The sequence below is a fragment of the Microbacterium sp. CJ77 genome (genome assembly GCF_002911615.1).
GTDB lineage: Bacteria > Actinomycetota > Actinomycetes > Actinomycetales > Microbacteriaceae > Microbacterium.
Genome location: NZ_PQBR01000006.1, coordinates 204,139 through 221,729, shown reverse-complemented (window position 1 = coordinate 221,729; position 17,591 = coordinate 204,139). Strand labels below are relative to the sequence as shown.

17 protein-coding genes are annotated in these 17,591 nt (G+C 72.2%); 8 read left to right on the top strand and 9 right to left on the bottom strand.

Annotated elements, in window-relative coordinates:
- The first annotated feature begins 6 nt into the window (after window positions 1-6).
- Together cydD and cydC are read left to right on the top strand one after the other, a co-directional pair.
- Window positions 7-1,680, top strand: a complete 1,674-nt coding sequence (gene cydD, locus C2868_RS01775) for a thiol reductant ABC exporter subunit CydD (protein WP_100811860.1) — start codon at window positions 7-9, stop codon at window positions 1,678-1,680.
- Entirely contained in the window at window positions 1,677-3,362 is a 1,686-nt protein-coding gene (gene cydC / locus C2868_RS01770) for a thiol reductant ABC exporter subunit CydC (RefSeq protein ID WP_232711291.1), read from the top strand. Before cydD ends, cydC begins: the two co-directional genes overlap by 4 nt.
- Here the strand turns inward: cydC and C2868_RS01765 are convergent.
- From C2868_RS01765 to C2868_RS01750, 4 genes are read right to left on the bottom strand one after another with little or no spacing between them, the layout of a single operon-like run.
- Window positions 3,359-4,498, bottom strand: coding sequence for an ABC transporter ATP-binding protein (locus C2868_RS01765; protein WP_100811861.1), 1,140 nt, complete (start codon window positions 4,496-4,498; stop codon window positions 3,359-3,361). The two genes, cydC and C2868_RS01765, sit on opposite strands and share 4 nt — an antisense overlap.
- On the bottom strand, window positions 4,495-5,331 hold the full coding sequence (locus tag C2868_RS01760) for an ABC transporter permease (protein ID WP_100811862.1): 837 nt from the start codon (window positions 5,329-5,331) through the stop codon (window positions 4,495-4,497). The genes C2868_RS01765 and C2868_RS01760 overlap by 4 nt, the downstream gene beginning before the upstream one ends.
- Window positions 5,331-6,158, bottom strand: a complete 828-nt coding sequence (modA, locus tag C2868_RS01755) for a molybdate ABC transporter substrate-binding protein (protein ID WP_100811863.1) — start codon at window positions 6,156-6,158, stop codon at window positions 5,331-5,333. Before modA ends, C2868_RS01760 begins: the two co-directional genes overlap by 1 nt.
- Window positions 6,155-6,547: a molybdopterin-binding protein gene (locus C2868_RS01750; protein ID WP_100811864.1), complete on the bottom strand. Its 393-nt coding sequence runs from the start codon at window positions 6,545-6,547 to the stop codon at window positions 6,155-6,157. Before C2868_RS01750 ends, modA begins: the two co-directional genes overlap by 4 nt.
- Window positions 6,548-6,760: 213 nt before the next feature.
- Here C2868_RS01750 and C2868_RS01745 point away from each other — a divergent pair, with 213 nt between their 5' ends.
- From C2868_RS01745 to C2868_RS01720, 6 genes are read left to right on the top strand one after another with little or no spacing between them, the layout of a single operon-like run.
- Window positions 6,761-7,909: a ThiF family adenylyltransferase gene (locus tag C2868_RS01745; RefSeq protein WP_100811865.1), complete on the top strand. Its 1,149-nt coding sequence runs from the start codon at window positions 6,761-6,763 to the stop codon at window positions 7,907-7,909.
- Entirely contained in the window at window positions 7,906-9,141 is a 1,236-nt protein-coding gene (glp, locus tag C2868_RS01740) for a gephyrin-like molybdotransferase Glp (protein WP_100811866.1), read from the top strand. Before C2868_RS01745 ends, glp begins: the two co-directional genes overlap by 4 nt.
- Complete coding sequence (gene moaC / locus C2868_RS01735; RefSeq protein ID WP_100811867.1) at window positions 9,138-9,614, top strand: cyclic pyranopterin monophosphate synthase MoaC; 477 nt, start codon at window positions 9,138-9,140, stop codon at window positions 9,612-9,614. The genes glp and moaC overlap by 4 nt, the downstream gene beginning before the upstream one ends.
- Window positions 9,590-10,483 carry an NTP transferase domain-containing protein gene (locus tag C2868_RS17615; RefSeq protein WP_232711292.1) on the top strand — a complete coding sequence of 298 codons (894 nt, stop codon included), beginning with the start codon at window positions 9,590-9,592 and terminating at the stop codon, window positions 10,481-10,483. The genes moaC and C2868_RS17615 overlap by 25 nt, the downstream gene beginning before the upstream one ends.
- Window positions 10,483-10,716 carry a MoaD/ThiS family protein gene (locus C2868_RS01725; protein WP_100811868.1) on the top strand — a complete coding sequence of 78 codons (234 nt, stop codon included), beginning with the start codon at window positions 10,483-10,485 and terminating at the stop codon, window positions 10,714-10,716. The genes C2868_RS17615 and C2868_RS01725 overlap by 1 nt, the downstream gene beginning before the upstream one ends.
- A gap of 4 nt (window positions 10,717-10,720) precedes the next feature.
- Window positions 10,721-11,902, top strand: coding sequence for a MalY/PatB family protein (locus C2868_RS01720; protein ID WP_232711293.1), 1,182 nt, complete (start codon window positions 10,721-10,723; stop codon window positions 11,900-11,902).
- Here C2868_RS01720 and C2868_RS01715 read toward each other — a convergent pair.
- From C2868_RS01715 to C2868_RS01695, 5 genes are read right to left on the bottom strand one after another with little or no spacing between them, the layout of a single operon-like run.
- Complete coding sequence (locus C2868_RS01715; protein WP_100811870.1) at window positions 11,899-12,357, bottom strand: molybdenum cofactor biosynthesis protein MoaE; 459 nt, start codon at window positions 12,355-12,357, stop codon at window positions 11,899-11,901. The two genes, C2868_RS01720 and C2868_RS01715, sit on opposite strands and share 4 nt — an antisense overlap.
- Complete coding sequence (locus C2868_RS01710) at window positions 12,354-12,863, bottom strand: molybdenum cofactor biosynthesis protein B (RefSeq protein WP_100811871.1); 510 nt, start codon at window positions 12,861-12,863, stop codon at window positions 12,354-12,356. Before C2868_RS01710 ends, C2868_RS01715 begins: the two co-directional genes overlap by 4 nt.
- 9 nt (window positions 12,864-12,872) lie before the next feature.
- A complete protein-coding gene (locus tag C2868_RS01705; RefSeq protein ID WP_100811872.1) occupies window positions 12,873-14,441 on the bottom strand; it encodes an SDR family oxidoreductase in 1,569 nt (522 codons plus the stop codon).
- A 25-nt stretch (window positions 14,442-14,466) separates the two neighbouring features.
- The gene (locus C2868_RS01700; RefSeq protein WP_100811873.1) at window positions 14,467-16,914 is read right to left on the bottom strand and encodes an FdhF/YdeP family oxidoreductase; all 2,448 of its coding nucleotides are present in this window, start codon (window positions 16,912-16,914) and stop codon (window positions 14,467-14,469) included.
- 4 nt (window positions 16,915-16,918) lie between these two features.
- A complete protein-coding gene (locus C2868_RS01695; RefSeq protein WP_100811874.1) occupies window positions 16,919-17,587 on the bottom strand; it encodes a phosphatase PAP2 family protein in 669 nt (222 codons plus the stop codon).
- Between the last annotated feature and the right edge of the window lie 4 nt (window positions 17,588-17,591).

Sequence of the window (17,591 nt, the reverse complement as noted above, 5' to 3'; positions counted from 1 at the left end):
AATGCTGTGAGTCAGGATCAGGATGTCCCGGATGCGCCGTCCGCGCGCACCCCACCGGTCGACCCCCGACTGCTGAAGTACGCGACCGCGTCGCGGTCCTTCTTCGCGATCATCGCCGTGATCGCGCTCGTGCAGACGGCGGTGATCGTCGCGTTCGCGTGGCTGCTGACCCGGGCGATCGTGGGCGTCATCGACGGGATGCCTGCGGCCGACCTGTGGGTGACCCTCGGCGCCCTCGCGGGCGTCGTGGCGCTGCGTGCCGTGCTGGTGTGGGTGCGCGAGCGGTCGGCCGCCCTCGCGGCGGCGCGCGTGCAGGCCCAGCTGCGGACCCGCCTCGTCGAAGCGGTCGGCATCCTCGGTCCCGGGTGGCTCGACGAGCGCAACTCGGCGCACCTCGCCGTGACCGCCGGGCATGGCCTCGACGCGCTCGAGGCGTACTTCGGCCGCTACCTGCCGCAGCTCGTGCAGACGGCGATCGCGACGCCCCTGATCATCCTCGTGATGTGGTGGCAGGACTGGGTCAGCGGACTGACGGTCCTGCTGACGATCCCGCTCATCCCGATCTTCATGATCCTGATCGGCCTCGCGACGCGAGCGGTGCAGAAGCGACAGTGGGGCACGCTGCAGCAGCTGGCGGCGCGCTTCGCCGACACCGTCGAGGGGCTCGGCACGCTGAAGGTGTTCGGCCGCCAGCACCGGGCCGCGGCATCCATCGAATCCGTGACCGAACGGTACCGGATCGAGACGATGCGGGTGCTGCGGGTGTCTTTCTTGTCGGGCTTCGCTCTCGAGTTCCTCGCGAGCATCTCGGTCGCGATCATCGCGGTGTCGATCGGGTTCCGGTTGGTCGATGGGGCACTCGCCCTCTCGATCGGTTTGTTCGTGCTGCTGCTCGCGCCCGAGGCATACCTGCCGCTGCGCCAGGTCGGCGTCCAGTTCCACGCAGCCGCCGAGGGGGTCGCCGCAACGGACGACGTGTTCGCGGTGCTCGACGCGGCACACGGCGAGCGCGCGACGGAATCTTCGTGTGCGGGCACGGGCGCATCCGGTGTTCTCACGCTCACCGACGTTCGCGTGAGGCGCGGCGAACGGATGCTGCCCGCCGTGAGCATCACGGCTTCGCCCGGGCAGATCGTCGTCATCGAGGGTCCGAGCGGCGTCGGCAAGACGAGCCTCATCGCTGCCCTGCGCGGCGCGGCCGAGTGGGACGGCACCGCGACGCTCGGCGACACCGACCTGCGGGGAACCGCACCGTCGGGCTGGCTCGCCTGGGCGGGGCAGCAGCCCGGCCTGATCGCCGGCACCGTCGCCGAGAACGTCGCCCTCGGCGATCCGTCGCCGGACCCGACTCTGATCGACCGGGCGCTGTCGCTGGCGCAGGCGGACGGCATCGACGCATCCCTCCCCCTCGGCGTGCGCGGCTCGGGGCTCTCGGGTGGTCAGGCGCAACGCGTTGCCGTGGCGCGCGCCCTCTACCGTCACCTCAGCGGACGCGCGGCCGTGATCGCGCTCGACGAGCCGAGCTCGGCCCTCGACGCGATGACCGAGGCCGCGCTCTGGCGGAGTCTTCGTGATATCGCGGATGCCGGGGCCACCATCCTGCTCGTTTCGCACCGGCAGAGCGCCCGCGGCATCGCGGACCTCGTCGTCGCCCTGCAGCTCGCAGGGGTGAGCGCATGACCGCGCCCGCGACCCCCGTCATGGGGACGACGACCGCCGCCGTGCTGCGCGGCGCGATGCCGCCCGCGCGCCGGTTCTGGCCCGCCATCGCCTCCAGCTTCCTCTCCGAGGCCTCGGCCGTCGCGCTGCTGGCGGTCAGCGCGTGGCTGATCGTGCGCGCGAGCGAACAGCCGCCGGTGCTCTACCTCTCGATAGCGGTCGTGGGGGTGCGGCTCTTCGCCCTCACCCGCGCGAGCTTCCGCTACCTCGAGCGCCTGACGGGGCACGACGCCGCCCTTCGACAGCTCGCGGCGACCCGCAGCGGGATGGTGCGCAGACTCATCCCCCTCGCCCCCGACGGGCTGGGGCGCACCCGCCGCGGATCCGTCCTCGGTGCCCTCGTCGACGACGTGGACGACCTGCAGAATCTGCCGCTCCGCGTCGTCGAACCCCTCGCCGGATCGGCCCTCGTCGTGCTCGGATCGATCGTGCTCGTCGGGGTCGTCTATCCGCCGGCCGGGCTCACGCTCGCGGTCTGCCTCGTTGCGGCGGGTCTCGTCGCAACACTGTGGGGCTGGGCGGTCGGCGGTCGGGCCGAGCGATCCATCGCGCCCCTCCGTGCTCGCCTGACCGATGCCCTGCTCGATCACTTCGGTTCGCTCGACGTGCTCGTGGCGTACGGCGCCGAGTCGGCGAGCCGCGACCGCATCCGGGACGCCGATGCGGCGGTCAGCCGGGCCGTCGTCCGCCGCGCGGTGGCGCAGGCCGGCACCACGGCGCTCGTGACGCTGCTGGCGGGGGCGGCCTCGATCGCCGCCATCGCCGTCGCGGCACCGGCTGCGCTCGATGGCCCCGCGCTCGCGGTCATCGTCCTGGTGCCGATGGCGGTGTTCGAGGTCTTCGCGGCCGTCCCCCTCGCCGCCGCGGCCTGGCGTCAGGTGCGGGCGAGCGCGACACGCATCGCCGAGTCCCTGCCTGACACCCTGCCCGCGGGCCTCGTCGCCGCGTCGATCGCGCCGACGGGGGTCGCGCCAGACCTCGGGACCGGTCTGAGGCTGCGGGATGTCTCGGCGCGCTGGCCCCACGCCGACGGGCCGGCGCTCCGCGGAGTGGACCTGGACGTCGCGCCCGGCGAGCGCGTCCTCGTCGTCGGGTCGAGCGGGGCGGGCAAGACGACGCTCGCCCACGTGCTCGTGCGATTCCTCGACTGCGCGGGAACGTACGAGATCGGCGGCACCCCCGTCGACCGGATCGCGGACGACGACCTGCGCCTGACGGTGGGCCTCTGCGAGCAGCGCCCGATGCTCTTCGACGAGACCATCCGGCAGAACCTGTTGTTCGCGCGCGATACGGCGACGGATGCCGAGCTCGAGGTATCCCTCGACCGCGTCGGCCTCGGCACATGGCTGCGCGAGCGCGGCGGGCTGGATGCCCGCGTCGGCGAGCGCGGGGCCCTGGTATCGGGCGGCCAGGCGCAGCGGATCGCGCTCGCCCGGGCGCTGCTGCGCGAGTTCCCGGTGCTCGTGCTCGATGAGCCGACCGCGGGCGTGGACCCCGCGGCATCCGATGCCCTGCTCACGGATCTGCTCGCGGCGGTGCCGGCCGACCGCGCGGTCGTGCTGATCTCGCACGTGACGGTCCCCGATGGGCTCGTCGACCGGATCGTGCGGCTGGATCACGGCCGCGTGGGCAACCGCGCCTAGGCGCCCGCGACCGCGAGGAGTCTCACGGCGGCGGGATCCACACTCACGCGCACGGGCACGCCCGGGGCGAGCCCCGACTCGACGATGGCCTCGGCCGCGACGTCCGCCGCGACAGCGGGCTCGGCCGTGTGCACTCTCGCACCGACCGGTGTCTGCTCGACGCGGACGACCCGGGCGAGCCACGTCCCGGGCGTCGCCTGTTCCTCGGCGGCGAGCCGCAGCGCGCCCGTCCACGTGGACTCGACCGCGCGCTCGAGGCGTACCTCCGAGGGGCGGAAGACGGCCGCCAACGGTGCGCCCTCGGTCGCAGCCGCGGCAATGGACGCGTCATCCGCGGAGGCGATGAGCACCTCGGGCGACGCGGAAACGGCGCGCCAGCGCCCGTCGTGGGCGACGCCGTGGATCAGGTTGACACCGGCCACCGTCGCGACGAAGCGCGTCGCGGGTGCGCGCAGCACCTCGCGCACTCCCCCGGACTGCGTGACGCGACCGCCCTCCACCACCACGAGGCGCGTCGCGAGGGCCGCGGCGTCCACGGCGTCGTGCGTCACGACGACCGCGGTCGCGTGGGTCGCGGCGAGCTGATCGTGCAGCATGGCGCGGACGTCCGCGGCGGTCTCGGGGTCGAGCGAGGTGAGGGGTTCGTCGAGCAGCAGCACCTGTGGCGAGGTGGCAAGAGCACGCGCGATCGCGACGCGCTGCTGCTGTCCACCCGATAGTTGTGCGGGACGACGGTTGCCCATCCCGGGAAGCCCGACGCGCCACAGCCAGTCGTCGGCGTCGCCGAGAGCGACCTTGCGGTCGATGCCGCGGGCGCGAGGCCCGAACGCGATGTTCTCGCGCGCCGTCAAGTGCGGGAACAGTCGGGCGTCCTGGCCGAGCAGCACCGCGCCGCGCTGCGCCGCCGGAACGTGGCGCCGCGGGCGGGTGGCGGATGCGACATCCCGATCCCCGATCCGGACGCGTCCGTCCGTGAGCCGCTGGAGGCCCGCGATCGCCGCGAGCAGCGTCGACTTGCCCGCCCCGCTCGGCCCCATCACGGCGACGACCTCGCCGGGCGCGCAGTCGATCCGCGCCTCGAGGCGGAAGCCCTTGCGCTCGACGACGATCTCGGCGGCGAGCGCTGCCCCGGTCATCGGACGGTCTCCGTTCCGCCACGGCTCGCGTCTGCGGAAGGGGGCCGCCACGCGCGCACGAGCAGCAGCACGAGGATCGCCGTGACCAGCAGCAGCAGCGACAGCGCCACCGCGGTCCCCTGCCCGACCCCCGAGCCGTTGAATGCCGTGTAGATCGCGAGGGGCATCGTCTGCGTCACGCCGGGAGCGTTCCCGGCGAAGAGCGCGGTCGCCCCGAACTCGCCGATCGCCCGGGCGAACGCGAGGATCACCCCGGCGATGAGTCCGGGCGCGGCGAGCGGCAGTGTGACCCGCCACAGGATCCGCCACCGCCCGGCCCCGAGCGTCGATGCCGTGCGCTCGAACTCGACCCCGGCCGTGCGCATCGAGCCCTCGAGCGCGAGCACGAGGAAGGGCAGGGCGACGAACGTCTGCGCGAGGATCACGGCCGTGGTCGAGAACGGGATCTGGATGCCCCAGGTCTCGAGCGCCTGGCCGAGCGGTCCCGTCCGGCCGAACAGGAAGAGCAGAGCGACGCCACCCACCATCGGGGGCAGGACGAGCGGCACGGTCACGATCACGCGCAGCAGCGCCGAGACGCGGGGCCCCGAACGGGCGATGACCAGCGCGAGGGGCACACCGAGCAGCACGCAGATCGCGGTCGCGACGAATCCGGTGCGGAGCGACAGCCAGAGGGCATCGAGCGCCGCGGGCGAGGTGATGTCGGCCCAGAGCGTCGACCATTCCACGCGCGCGACGAGCGCACCGAGAGGCACGACGAGCAGGGCGAGCCCGAGCACGGCGGGCACGGCCAGAATCGGCGGGACGAACCCCACCGCACCGCGCCCCGACATCACGGGGACCCGAACCCGCGGTCCGCGAACTGCAGGTCGGCGAGAATCGCCTGCCCGCGCGCACCGAGCACGAAAGCGACGAACGCGGCGGCGGCGTCGGGGTCGGCCGCACCCGCGAGTGCGGCGATCGGATACCTGTTGACGACGTCCTCGGCCCCGTCGGGCACGATGGCCGCGACGTCCTCGCGCCCGACGACATCCGTGCGGTAGACGAGGCCGGCGTCGGCCTCGCCCGCAGCCACCTTCGTCAGCACCGCCGTGACGTTCTGCTCGACGCTCACCGGTCGCGCGACGACCCCGGCATTCGAGAGCAGCGTCGCGGATGCCGCGCCACACGGAACCTCGGGAGCGCACAGCACGATCGACAGGTCGGCATCGGCGAGATCCTCGAGCGAGGTCACCCGACCGGGATTGCCCGCGGGAACGACGATCACGAGGGTGTTGCCGGCGAAGAGCTCCGCGGATCCCGCGAGCAGTCCGGCGTCCTCCACGGTCTCCATGTTCTTCTCGTCCGCCGAGGCGAAGACGTCCGCGGGGGCACCCTCGACGATCTGCCGGGCCAGCGTGCTCGATCCGTCGTACACGAGGGGAAGGATATCGACTCCCGGGTTCTCGGCCTCGAATTCTGCGGAGATCCGATCGAACGCCGTGCGCAGGGACGCGGCCGCATAAACCGACAGGCTTCCCGAGAGCTCGCCGGATTCGGATGCTTCGGGCTCCGCTCCTGGCGATGCCGCGCACCCGGCGAGCGCGAGCGCCACGGCGACCGCGGCTGCCGCCAGCGCGACGATCCGACCCGTCCGCCGCGCGGACCCCCGCGCTCTCATTCGCGGGGCGCTTCGACGATGACGTTGGTCGCCTTGACGACCGCGACGGCGAGCGAGCCGACATCGAGGTTCATCTCGCGCACGGCCTCCGCCGACAGCAGCGAAACGACGCGGTGGGGGCCCGCCTGGATGTCGAGCTGCGCCATGACGCCGTCGATCTGCACACGCGTCACCAGCCCGACGAAGCGGTTGCGGGCACTGGAGAGGACGTCGGTGGGGTCGGCGGCGGCACGCGCCAGCTCGACCGCACGGGCGGCGAGCGCATCGCCGGGAACCTCGGCGGGTGTGGCCCCGGTGGTGGGCAGCAGCTCCTGCTCGATCCACCGGCGCACGGTATCGTCGCTCACCCCGAGCAGTCGGGCGGCCTCGGCGATCTTGTAGCTGCGCATACGGCCAGTCTATGTCCGCATCTGCGCCCCATCGCCGCACTTTTCTCCGCAGGAGCGGATGCCGTGAACGCGGCCGCCCGCGCCGACCGTGCCGTCCGCACGATCAAACCTGCGACACCCCGCGAGAACCTCGGATGCTCCGGCGCGTCGCGGTCCGGTCGTGCGGATGGCACATCCCGGCCACCCCGCCGCCCACCGGATTACCCTGGGGTCATGCCTCTTCCCCCCCTCGTCGAGCCCGTCGCCGCCCTCAGCGAGCACGAACGCGCCCGCACGGTTCGGCACGCGAGCCTCGCCGGATTCGGTGAACTCGGGCAACGCCGCCTGCGCGCCGCGCACGTCGCGGTCGTCGGCGCCGGGGGGCTCGGGTCACCCGTGCTGCTCGCCCTCGCCGCGGCCGGGGTGGGCACGCTCACCGTCATCGACGACGACGCGGTCGAGGCGTCCAATCTGCAGCGCCAGGTGATCCACTCGCTCGCCGACGTCGGCGAGCCGAAGATCGACAGCGCCGCCCGGCGGATCGCGGGGCTCTCACCCGAGACCGAGGTGCGCGGCCGCAAGACCCGGATCGACCCCACGAACGCGCGGGAGCTGCTCGCGGGAGCCGACCTCGTGATCGACGGGAGCGACACCTTCGACACACGTGAGACCGTTGCCACCGCGTGCGAGGCACTCGGGGTGCCGCTCGTGTGGGGCACGGTGCAGGAGTTCGCCGCGCAGGTCACGGTCTTCTGGAGCGCACCGCCCGCGGGCACCGACCCCGTCCGCCTCGGCGATCTCTACCCCACGGGCAGCGTCGGCTTCGTGCCGACCTGCGCCGATGTCGGGGTGCTGGGGGCGCTCTGCCTGCAGGTCGGGGGCCTCATGGCGATCGAGGCGATCAAGCTCATCGCCGGCATCGGCGACCCGCTGCTCGGCCGCGTCCTGGTCATCGACAGCCTGCGTGGCCGGCAGCGCGAGGTGCCGCTGCGCGGCGCCGGGGTCGAGCCATCCGTCCCCTCCGCGGCAACCGCCCCCGCAACGAACTCCGCCCTCCCCGAGATCTCACCCGCCGAGCTCGCCGCCGAGCTCGCCGCCGGCACGGCGCCGACGATGATCGACGTGCGCGAGCAGCACGAACTCGCGGGCGGCACGATCCCGGGTTCGCACCACCTCCCGCTGGGCGCGGTGCTGGCCGACCCGACGGCGTTCGCGGAGTCGATCGGCGGCCCCGTGGTCGTGATCTGCCAGGCGGGCGTGCGCGCCGCCCGCGCCGCCCGCGCCCTCGCTTCCGTCGGCGTCGACGCCATCGTGCTGACGGGCGGAATGGATGCCTGGGCCGCCCCACACCCCACGGCGCACCTCTCGACGGCCGGCGCATGAGCCTCCGCACGGTCGAAGAGCACCTCGCCCAGATCCTCGCCGCAGCCCACCCCCTCGACACCGTCGAGGTCCCGCTCGCGGCGGCGGCCGGGCACACACTCGCCGCCCCCGTGCTCGCGCGCGTCGACATCCCCGTCTTCGACAATTCGGCGATGGACGGCTTCGCCGTCCGTTTCTCGGACGTCGAGTCCGCCACGGCCGATGCCCCCGTCACGCTGCGCGTCGTCGCCGACCTGCCCGCGGGCACGGAGCTCGATCCCGCGTTGGCGGAGGGCGAAACGGCCCGCATCATGACGGGATCGCCGCTGCCGACCGCGGCCGACACCGTCGTGCCGTTCGAGGACACGGCCGGCGGACTCGACGACTCCCTCGAGCGAACGGTGGTGCTCGCGGCACCCCGTGCACTCGGCGCCCACGTGCGGCGACGCGGCGGTGACGCGCGCGCCGGCGACGAGATCGTCCCGGCGGGGGCGGTACTCGGGGCCCTGCAACTCGCGGCCGCCGCGGCGGCGGGCATTGCCCACGTGACGGTCACCCGGCGCCCCCGCGTCGTCGTCCTGTCGACGGGCACCGAGCTGGCCGAACCCGGCACGGCGCTCCGCCGCGGGCAGATCCCCGAGTCCAACTCGGTGTTGCTGTCCGAGCTCGCCCGCGAGGCGGGTGCCGATGTGGTTCACGTCGGCAGCGTCGGGGACGACGAGGCCGAGTTCCGCGCCGTCCTGGCCTCCGCCGTCGGCGCGGATGTCGTCATCACATCGGGCGGCGTCAGCGCCGGCGCGTACGAGGTCGTCAAGAACGCCCTGGGTTCGGACACCGCGATCTCGTTCGTGAAGGTCGCGATGCAGCCCGGGAAGCCGCAGGGTTTCGGCACGCTGCCCGGCGGCGCGCTGTTCTTCGGACTGCCCGGCAATCCCGTCAGCTCGGCCGTGTCGTTCGAGACGTTCGTGCGCCCCGCGCTGCTCGCCCTGCAGGGCAGGACCACCATCCATCGACCGCTGCTCCGACTGCCCGCAGCACAGGGCTGGACGACCCCGCCCGGTCGGCGCCAGTACCTCCCGGCCGCGATCGACCGCACCGACCCCGCCCGGTGGACGGTGCGCCCCGCGACGGCCGGCGGCTCGGGCTCGCACCTGGCCGGCGGGCTCGCGCGGGCCGAGGCCTACGCGGTCGTCGGCGCCGAGCTCTCACGGGTCGAGCCCGGCGACCCCGTCGATGTCATGCTGGTCTCATGAGCTTCACCCACCTGGACGAGTCCGGCCACGCGCGCATGGTCGACGTCACCGACGAACAACCGACCGTTCGCGCGGCCACGGCCCGCGGGTTCGTGCGGTGCGCGCCCGAGGTCGTCGCGTCGCTACGCGACGGGTCCGTGCCGAAGGGCGATGTGCTCGCCGTGGCGCGGATCGCCGGCATCCAGGGCGCGAAGCGCTGCGCCGAGCTGCTGCCTCTCGCGCACATCATCGGGGTGCACGGTGCATCCGTCGACCTCGCGATCGAGGACGAGGGCGTCGCGATCGAGGCGACCGTCCGCACGGCCGATCGCACGGGCGTCGAGATGGAGGCCCTCACCGCCGTCTCGGTGGCCGCGCTCGCGATCGTCGACATGGTGAAGGGGCTCGACAAGTCGAGCTCGATCGAGAACGTGCGCATCACCGCCAAAGAAGGCGGACGTTCGGGATCGTGGAAGCGCCCCGGCGAGGAGTGAACGCGCCGCGGGGCACCGGGTTCGACGCGATCGTCCTCGCGGGCGGTCGCGCCTCTCGTCTGGGCGGCGCCGCGAAGCCCCTCCTCGAGGTCGACGGCACCGCGCTCCTCGCTCGCACGGTGGCGGCCGCCCGCAACGCGGGAGCGAACAGGATCGTCGTCGCCGGTGAGCGGATGCTCGATGAGCCGCTGGTGGAGTGGGTGCGCGAAGATCCGCCGTTCGGCGGCCCCGTCGCCGCGATCATCGCGGCGCTCCCGCGGATCGAGGCGGAGTGGACCCTCGTGCTCGCGTGCGACCTGCCCGGAATCGACCAGGCGCTCGCCCTGCTTCCGCTGAGAGATCCACGTGAAGACGGAACACACCTGACGGATGCCTCGGGTCGGTCGCAGTGGCTGACCGCCCTGTACCGCACGGCCGCTCTTCGCGAGGCCGCGGCATCCGTGCCCGCGTCGGGACGCAACGCTCCGGTCAGGTCCCTCGTCGGCGCGTTGCGGCTGTCGGCCGTGCGTGCCCCCGAAGCCGCGACCCGCGATGTCGACACATGGGAGGATCTTGAGTGGGCCCGCCGCGTTTCGGGTGAGCCCGGAGAGGACATCATCGTGTCGGATCGCACCCTCCCGCCCGAGGCGCTCGACGAGTGGGCGAACGCGCTCGGCGAGCGTTTCGAACTCGCGAACGACGACGTGCACGTCGCCCTGATCCTCGACCTCGCCCGCGATGTCGCCAACGGGGTCGCGCGCCCCGCGGCGCCCGTGAGCGCCTTCGTGGCGGGACTCGTCGCCGGGCGCGCCGGTGGCTCGCCCGAATCCGTGCGCGAGGCCGTGCGCGCGATCACCGAACTCGCCGAGAAGTGGGCGGAGAAGCGCTAGTGGCCCGCGTCCGCTATTTCGCCGCCGCCGAAGAAGCCGCCGGTCGCGAAGAAGAGGCACGTTCCGAGGCGACTCTCGGCGAACTCCGCGCCGCGCTGACGAACGACTACCCCGAGCTGGGCCGCATCCTGCCCCGGTGTGCCGTGCTGGTCGGCGGGTCGCGCGCGGGCGACGAGGTATCGCTCTCGGGCGACGTCCTGGTCGATGTCCTTCCCCCCTTCGCAGGGGGCTGAGCGGGTGAGTGCGAGCGAGTTCGACGACATCACGCAGGAGCGGCTGCGCGAAGCCGGAAGCGTGAAGTGGACGATGTTCCCCGACGCGATCGGCGCCTGGGTCGCCGAGATGGACTTCGGGCTCGCCCCCGCGATCAACACCGCCCTGACCTCGGCGCTCGCCCGCGGCGTGACGGGCTACCTGCCGACCGCGCTCGCGGACGAACTCGCCGCCGCGACGGCCGCCTGGTGCGCCGAGCGCTACGGATGGCACGTGCCCGCGGGACGGGTGCACCACCTGCCCGATGTCATCACCGCCTTCGAGGTGACGATCGAGCGCTTCACACCGCCGGGCTCGGCTGTCATCGTCCCCACGCCGGCGTACATGCCGTTCTTGATGGTGCCCCAGATGCTCGGCCGCCGGGTCATCGAGGTTCCGAGCATCGAGCGCGACGGACGAATGGTCATGGACCTCGAGGGTATCGATCGCGCCTTCCACGACGGCGGCGGGCTGCTCGTCCTCTGCAACCCGCACAACCCCCTCGGCACGGTCTTCACCCGGTCGGAGCTGCAGGCGGTGTCCGAGGTCGTCGCCGCTCACGACGGACGCGTGTTCTCGGACGAGATCCACGCGCCGATCGTCTACGCTCCCGCGACCCATCTGCCCTACGCATCGCTCTCGGACGTCACGGCCGCCCACACGATCACCGCGACCTCGGCGTCGAAGGCCTGGAACCTCGCGGGGCTGAAGTGCGCCCAGTTGATCCTGTCGAACGAGGCCGACGAAGCCGCGTGGCAGGGGTTCGGGATGTGGGCGGGGCACGGCACCGCGACGGTCGGCGTGATCGCCAACACGGCGGCCTACGCGGATGGCGGGCCGTGGCTCGACGAGGTCATCGAGTACCTCGACGGCAACCGCCGCCTGTTGGCCGAGCTCGTTGCCGAGCTGCTGCCGGCGGCACGGCTGATAACGCCCGAGGGGACCTACATCGCGCTCGTCGACTTCCGTGCCTACGGTCTCGAGGGCGACCTGGGCGAGTGGTTCCGCACGAACGCGGGTGTCGCGATGACGGACGGCGCGGCATGCGGCGTCGCGGGCATCGGGCACGCGCGCCTCGTCTTCGCCCTGCCCCGCCCGATCCTCCGCGAGGCCATCGAGCGCATAGCGGCCGCTCTCGAAGCGCGGCCCGCCATCGCGAAGGTCTAGCCGCCCAGACCCTTCCACGCGGTGGTTCCGTCGGCCTCGACCTGACGCTTCCAGACCGGCAGCTCGGACTTGATCGCCTCGATCAGCGTGCGGCTGACCTCGTAGGCCTCGGCGCGGTGGGGTGAGGCGACCGCGATCACGACCGCCGCGTCCCCGACGCTCAGGCGCCCCACGCGGTGACTGACGGCCACGACCGCCTCGGAGGACCCGATCGCCTCGGCTGCGATGCGGCGCAGGGTCGCCTCCGCATCGGGATGCGCCGTGTACTCGAGCGCGACGACGGCACCCGAGGCATCCGGATCGTGGTCGCGCACGCGCCCGACGAACGTGGTGACCGCGCCCGCCGAAGCATCCTCGACCGCGGCCAGATGCGTGTCGAGATCGAGCGGCTCGGTGCTGATGCGGGTCAGGCGGACCGCGTCCCGCGCGGTCGTCGTCGCAGGTGAATCCGTCACGTGTGGTCCCCTCCGCCGAGCTGGTCGATGACGTGCCGGGCGACCGACAGGATGACCGGGATGCCCGAGCCGACGGCCGCGGTCGAGCCGGGCAGGTTCACCACGAGCGCGCCCGCCGTCACCCCGGGAGCCGCGTCCACGGCGCCCGCGAGGCCGCGGGAGAGCATCCCGCCGGGCTTCTCGGATGCGCCGATGCGGCGGAGCTCTTCGGCGATGCCCGGGATCTCCCGCGTGACGACGCGCGCGGTCCCCTCGGGTGTGACGTCGCGCGGGCCGACGCCCGTTCCGCCCGTCGTGACGATCAGGCGGGCGCCCTCCGCGAGCGCCGCACGGAGCGCCGACTCGACGCTGTCTGCACCGTCGGGCACGACCACGGGATCGGCGCAGTCGAAACCACCCGCGCGCAGCCCCTCCACGGCCGCGGGGCCGCTGCGGTCCTCGCGCAGGCCCGCGGAGGATCGATCCGAGACCGTCACGACAACGGCTCGATACGGGTTGGCGTTCACGAACCCAGCCTATGGGGCGTCTTGCGCAGCGGCGCCGGTCGCCTGTTCGGCGGCCGCGACGATGCGTGCGGCCATCCCCGCGAAGATGAACCCGTGGAACGGCAGGACCGCGAACCAGTACAGCCGACCCGAGAGCCCGCGCGGAAAGAAGACGGCGCGCTGCTCGTAGCGAGATCCCGCCCCGTCCGGCACGGCCTTCATCTCGAGCCAGGCCAGGCCCGGCACCTTCATCTCGGCACGTAGCCTCAGAACGGATGGCTCGTCCCGTCCGCCGCGCTCGAGATTCTCGACGCGCCAGAAGTCGAGCGCATCGCCGACGGCGAGGCGGTCGGGGTTGCGGCGTCCACGCCGGAGCCCCACTCCCCCGACGAACCGGTCCATCCAGCCGCGCACCGCCCACGCGAGCGGCCATGAGTACCACCCGCGACTGCCGCCGATGCCCTCGATGACGCGCCAGAGCGACTCGGCCGAGGCAGAGGTCCGGGCGATGCGCGCGTCGGTGAAGACGGTGCGGCCCGCCCAGTCCGGGTCGGCGGGAAGAGGGTCGCTCGGCGCGTTGTGGACCGCCGCGTCTTGCCAGCTGGTCTCGATGACGCCCTCGCGGACACGGCCGAGCGCCAGCGCGACCGCGCGTCGATACGGGGTCAGCCCGCCCTCGGGCCGAGGGATGAAGGCGTCGACATCGTGGTTCGCCATGACGCAGTCGTTCTGCAGCGACTCGACGAGCGGCCGCGCGAGGGCTGCCGGAATGGGTGTGACGACCCCCACCCAGTGCGAGGCGAGACGGGGTGTGAGAACGGGCAGCGGGGCGATCGGGCGCTGCGGCAGGCCCGCCTCGACCGCGTAGCCGTTCATCATCTGTCCGTACCGGAGCACGTCCGGCCCGCCGATGTCGACGGTCCGCGAGATCTCGGGCGCGACGCGAGCGGCGCCGAGCAGGTAGTGCAGCACGTCGCGCACGGCGATCGGCTGGATGTGGTTGCGCACCCATTTCGGTGCGGGCATATATGGCAGCACCTCCGTCAGGTGACGCACCATCTCGAACGACGCCGAGCCCGATCCGATCACGACCCCCGCCTGCAGCACGAGCGTCGGAACACCGCTGTCGAGCAGCGCCTGCCCGACCTCGACGCGAGAGCGAAGATGGCGCGAGAGTTGCACGTCGGCGGGATGCAGGCCGCCGAGGTAGACGATGCGACGGACGCTCGCCGCGGCCGATGCATCGGCGACGGCTCGCGCCGCGGCGAGATCGACGTCGGCGAAGCTCTTGCCCGCGGCCATCGAGTGCACCAGGTAGTAGAGCACATCGACATCCTGAACGGCCTCGACGACGGCCGCCGGATCTGCGGCGTTACCGACGACGACCTCGACGTCGGCACCCCACTCGTAGGCCGCGACCCGCGAAGCCCGCCGCGCGAGGACCCGCACGCGGTAGCCCGCCGAGATGAGTCGCGGCACGAGGCGCGCGCCGATGTAGCCCGTCGAGCCGATGACGAGGGCACGGGGCTGCTCACCCTCTGCGCGCGGCACGGCGCGGAGTGCTTCTTCGCGCCCCGTCGGGGCGGCGAGCTCGCTCACAACGCGGCGATCCGGGACGGGTCGTTCACGGAACGTCCCGGTGCTCGAGCCGGATGACGACGGACTTCGAGGTCGGCGTGCCCGAGACATCCGCCGTCGAATCCAGGGGCACGAGCACGTTGGTCTCGGGGTAGTACGCCGCGGCGTTGGCACGCGGGGTGCTGTACGCGATGATGCGGAACTCCTCGGCTCGCCGCTCCTCGATCGTGCCGTCCGGGCGGCGCCACTCCGAGACCAGGTCGACGACCTCGTCCTCCGCGAACCCGAGCTGCGCGATGTCCTCCGCGTTCACGAGCACGACCCGTCGCCCGCCGTGAATGCCGCGGTACCGGTCGTCCTTGCCGTAGATCGTGGTGTTGTACTGATCGTGCGATCGCAGCGTCTGCAGCAGCAGGCGCCCCTCCGGGATCACCGGGTACTCGAGCTCGTTGACCGTGAACATCGCCTTCCCGGTCTCGGTCGCGAACGACAGTTCGTCGCGGGGGCCGTTGGGCAGGTAGAACGTGCGGCCCTTGGCGATGCGGCGGTCGTATTCCTCGAAGCCGGGGATCACGTGCTCGATGTGCAGGCGGATCTGGGCGTAGTCGCGCTCGAGTGCGTCCCAGTCGGCGCGCGGGTAGTTGGCCGGTGTCCCGGCCTCGGGCGGATCCGTCTTCGGCTCGCGCTCCTCTTGCGGCGAGCGCTCGGGGTACCCGCGATCGTGGTCGCCGTTGTGGACGGGGGGCTGACCGAACGGGTGCGCTGAGGCATCGGTGGGGAACAGCAGCCCCGACAGGCGCGTGATGATCGCGACCTCGCTGAGCATGTCCTCGGCGGGGGGAACGAGACGTCCGCGCGAACCGTGCACGGCACCCATCGAGTCCTCGACCGTGACGCGCTGTTCGACGCCGCCGCGGACATCACGGTCGGTACGTCCGAGTGTCGGCAGGATGATGGCGCGTCGCCCCGTCACGAGGTGTGAACGGTTGAGCTTGGTCGAAACCTGGACGGTGAGGTCGGTCCGGCGCAACCCGGCCTCGGTGACCGCCGTGTCGGGCGTGGCGCTGACGAAGTTGCCGCCCATGCCCATGAAGACCCGCACCTTGCCGTCGCGCATCGCGCGGATCGCCTCGACGGTGTCGTAACCGTGCTCGCGCGGCGCGCTGAATCCGAACTCCGCGTCGAGTGCGTCGAGGAAGGCCTCGGAGGGCTTCTCGTAGATGCCCATCGTGCGGTCGCCCTGCACGTTCGAGTGGCCGCGCACGGGGCACACACCGGCACCGGGGCGGCCGATGTTGCCCTGCAGGAGCAGCACGTTGACGACGTCGCGGAGTGTCGCGACCGAGTGCTTGTGCTGCGTCAGCCCCATCGCCCAGCAGACGATCGTGGCCTTCGACAGCCGGACGCTCTCGCCGACCTCGCGCAGCTCTGCCTCCGAGACGCCCGTCGCGGTGACGAGTTCGCTCCACGGCACCTGACGGATGAACGCGTCGAACTCGGCGAACCCGCTCGTGTGTGCCGCGATGAAGGCCCGGTCGATGACACCCTCGGCCTCGTCCGAAGCGTCATCCGCCTCGATGAGGTGCTTCGCGATCGCCTGGAACAGGGCCTGATCGCCACCGAGGCGGATCTGCACGAACTGGTCGGCGAGTTTGGTGCCGCCGAGGACCATGCCCTTCGGCGTCTGCGGGTTCTCGAAGCGCATCAGGCCCGCCTCGGGCAGCGGGTTGACCGCGATGATCTTCGCGCCGCGCTCCTTCGCCTTTTCGAGAGCGCTCAGCATGCGCGGATGATTCGTGCCGGGGTTCTGCCCCGCCACGATCAGCAGGTCGGCCTCGTGCATGTCGGTGATCGACACGGTGCCCTTGCCGATGCCGAGGGTCTGGGTCAGGGCGGAGCCGCTGGACTCGTGGCACATGTTCGAGCAGTCGGGCAGGTTGTTCGTGCCGAGGCCCCGCACCAGCAGCTGGTAGAGGAAGGCCGCCTCGTTCGATGTCCGGCCGGAGGTGTAGAAGACCGCCTGATCGGGATCGTCCAGCGCGGCGAGTTCGTCGGCGATCGTCCGCAGCGCGTCGTCCCACGAGAGCGGCCGATAGTGCGTGGCGCCCTCGTCGAGGATCATCGGATGCGTCAGCCGCCCCTGCTGCCCGAGCCACCAGTCGTCGTGGCCGTACAACTCGGCGATCGAGTGCTCGGCGAAGAAGGCGGGGCCGATGCGGCGGATCGTCGCCTCTTCGGCGACGGCCTTGGCGCCGTTCTCGCAGAACTCGGCGATGTGCCGTTTGTCCTCTTCGGGCCAGGCGCATCCGGGGCAGTCGAACCCGTCCTTCTGGTTGACCTTCAGCAGGGTCTGCGCGGTGCGCGCGACCCCCATCTGGTCGACCGAGATCTGCAGGGCGTGCAGCACCGCCGGGATGCCGACCGCAACCTTCTTGGGCTGCGTGACATGCAGGCGGGATTCATCGATGTCTGATGCGGGGGGCTTCGTCGCCATACCCTCATCGTACGCCGCGAAGCGCTGAATACCTATGGCGATAGGGAACGAGCGGGATGTGTCGGACGAACACGGCGGCCAGGACGAGCGCGGCTCCGGCCCCGGCGAGCGCGCCTCCGAGCGTGTCGCTCAGCCAGTGAGCACCGAGGTACGTGCGCGAGAAAGCCATCAGCAGAACCCACGCCGCGCCCGCGAGCACGACCCAGAGGCGCGGGACGATCACGGCGAGCGCCACGGCGATCGCGGCGGCGTTTGCGACGTGTCCCGAGGGGAACGATCCGAAGTCCGACAGCACGATGATCTCTTCGGGACGAGCGCGCCCGAACAGGTGCTTCAAGATCTGGACGACCACGGCCGTCGCGGCTTCGGCCGACAAGAAGTAGGCCGCGGCCCACCAGCGACCCCGGAGCGCCAACACCCCCGCGATCAGGAGCGGAGCGACCAGAACCCCGAACCACCCGCCGCCCAGCCAGTTCATCGCGAACGAGATCCACAGCAGCACGGGGGTGCGTCCCTCGGCCAGCCAGCTCGCCCAGATCGCGTCGATCGTGAACGGGGCGTTGCCCCGCCCGATCGCGATCCACGCCCCGAGCCCGGCCGCGAGGAGGAGCAGAACGATGCCGGTGACGAGCAGAGTGACGGTCGCTCGGCGCGATGGACGGGGGGACGGCATCCGT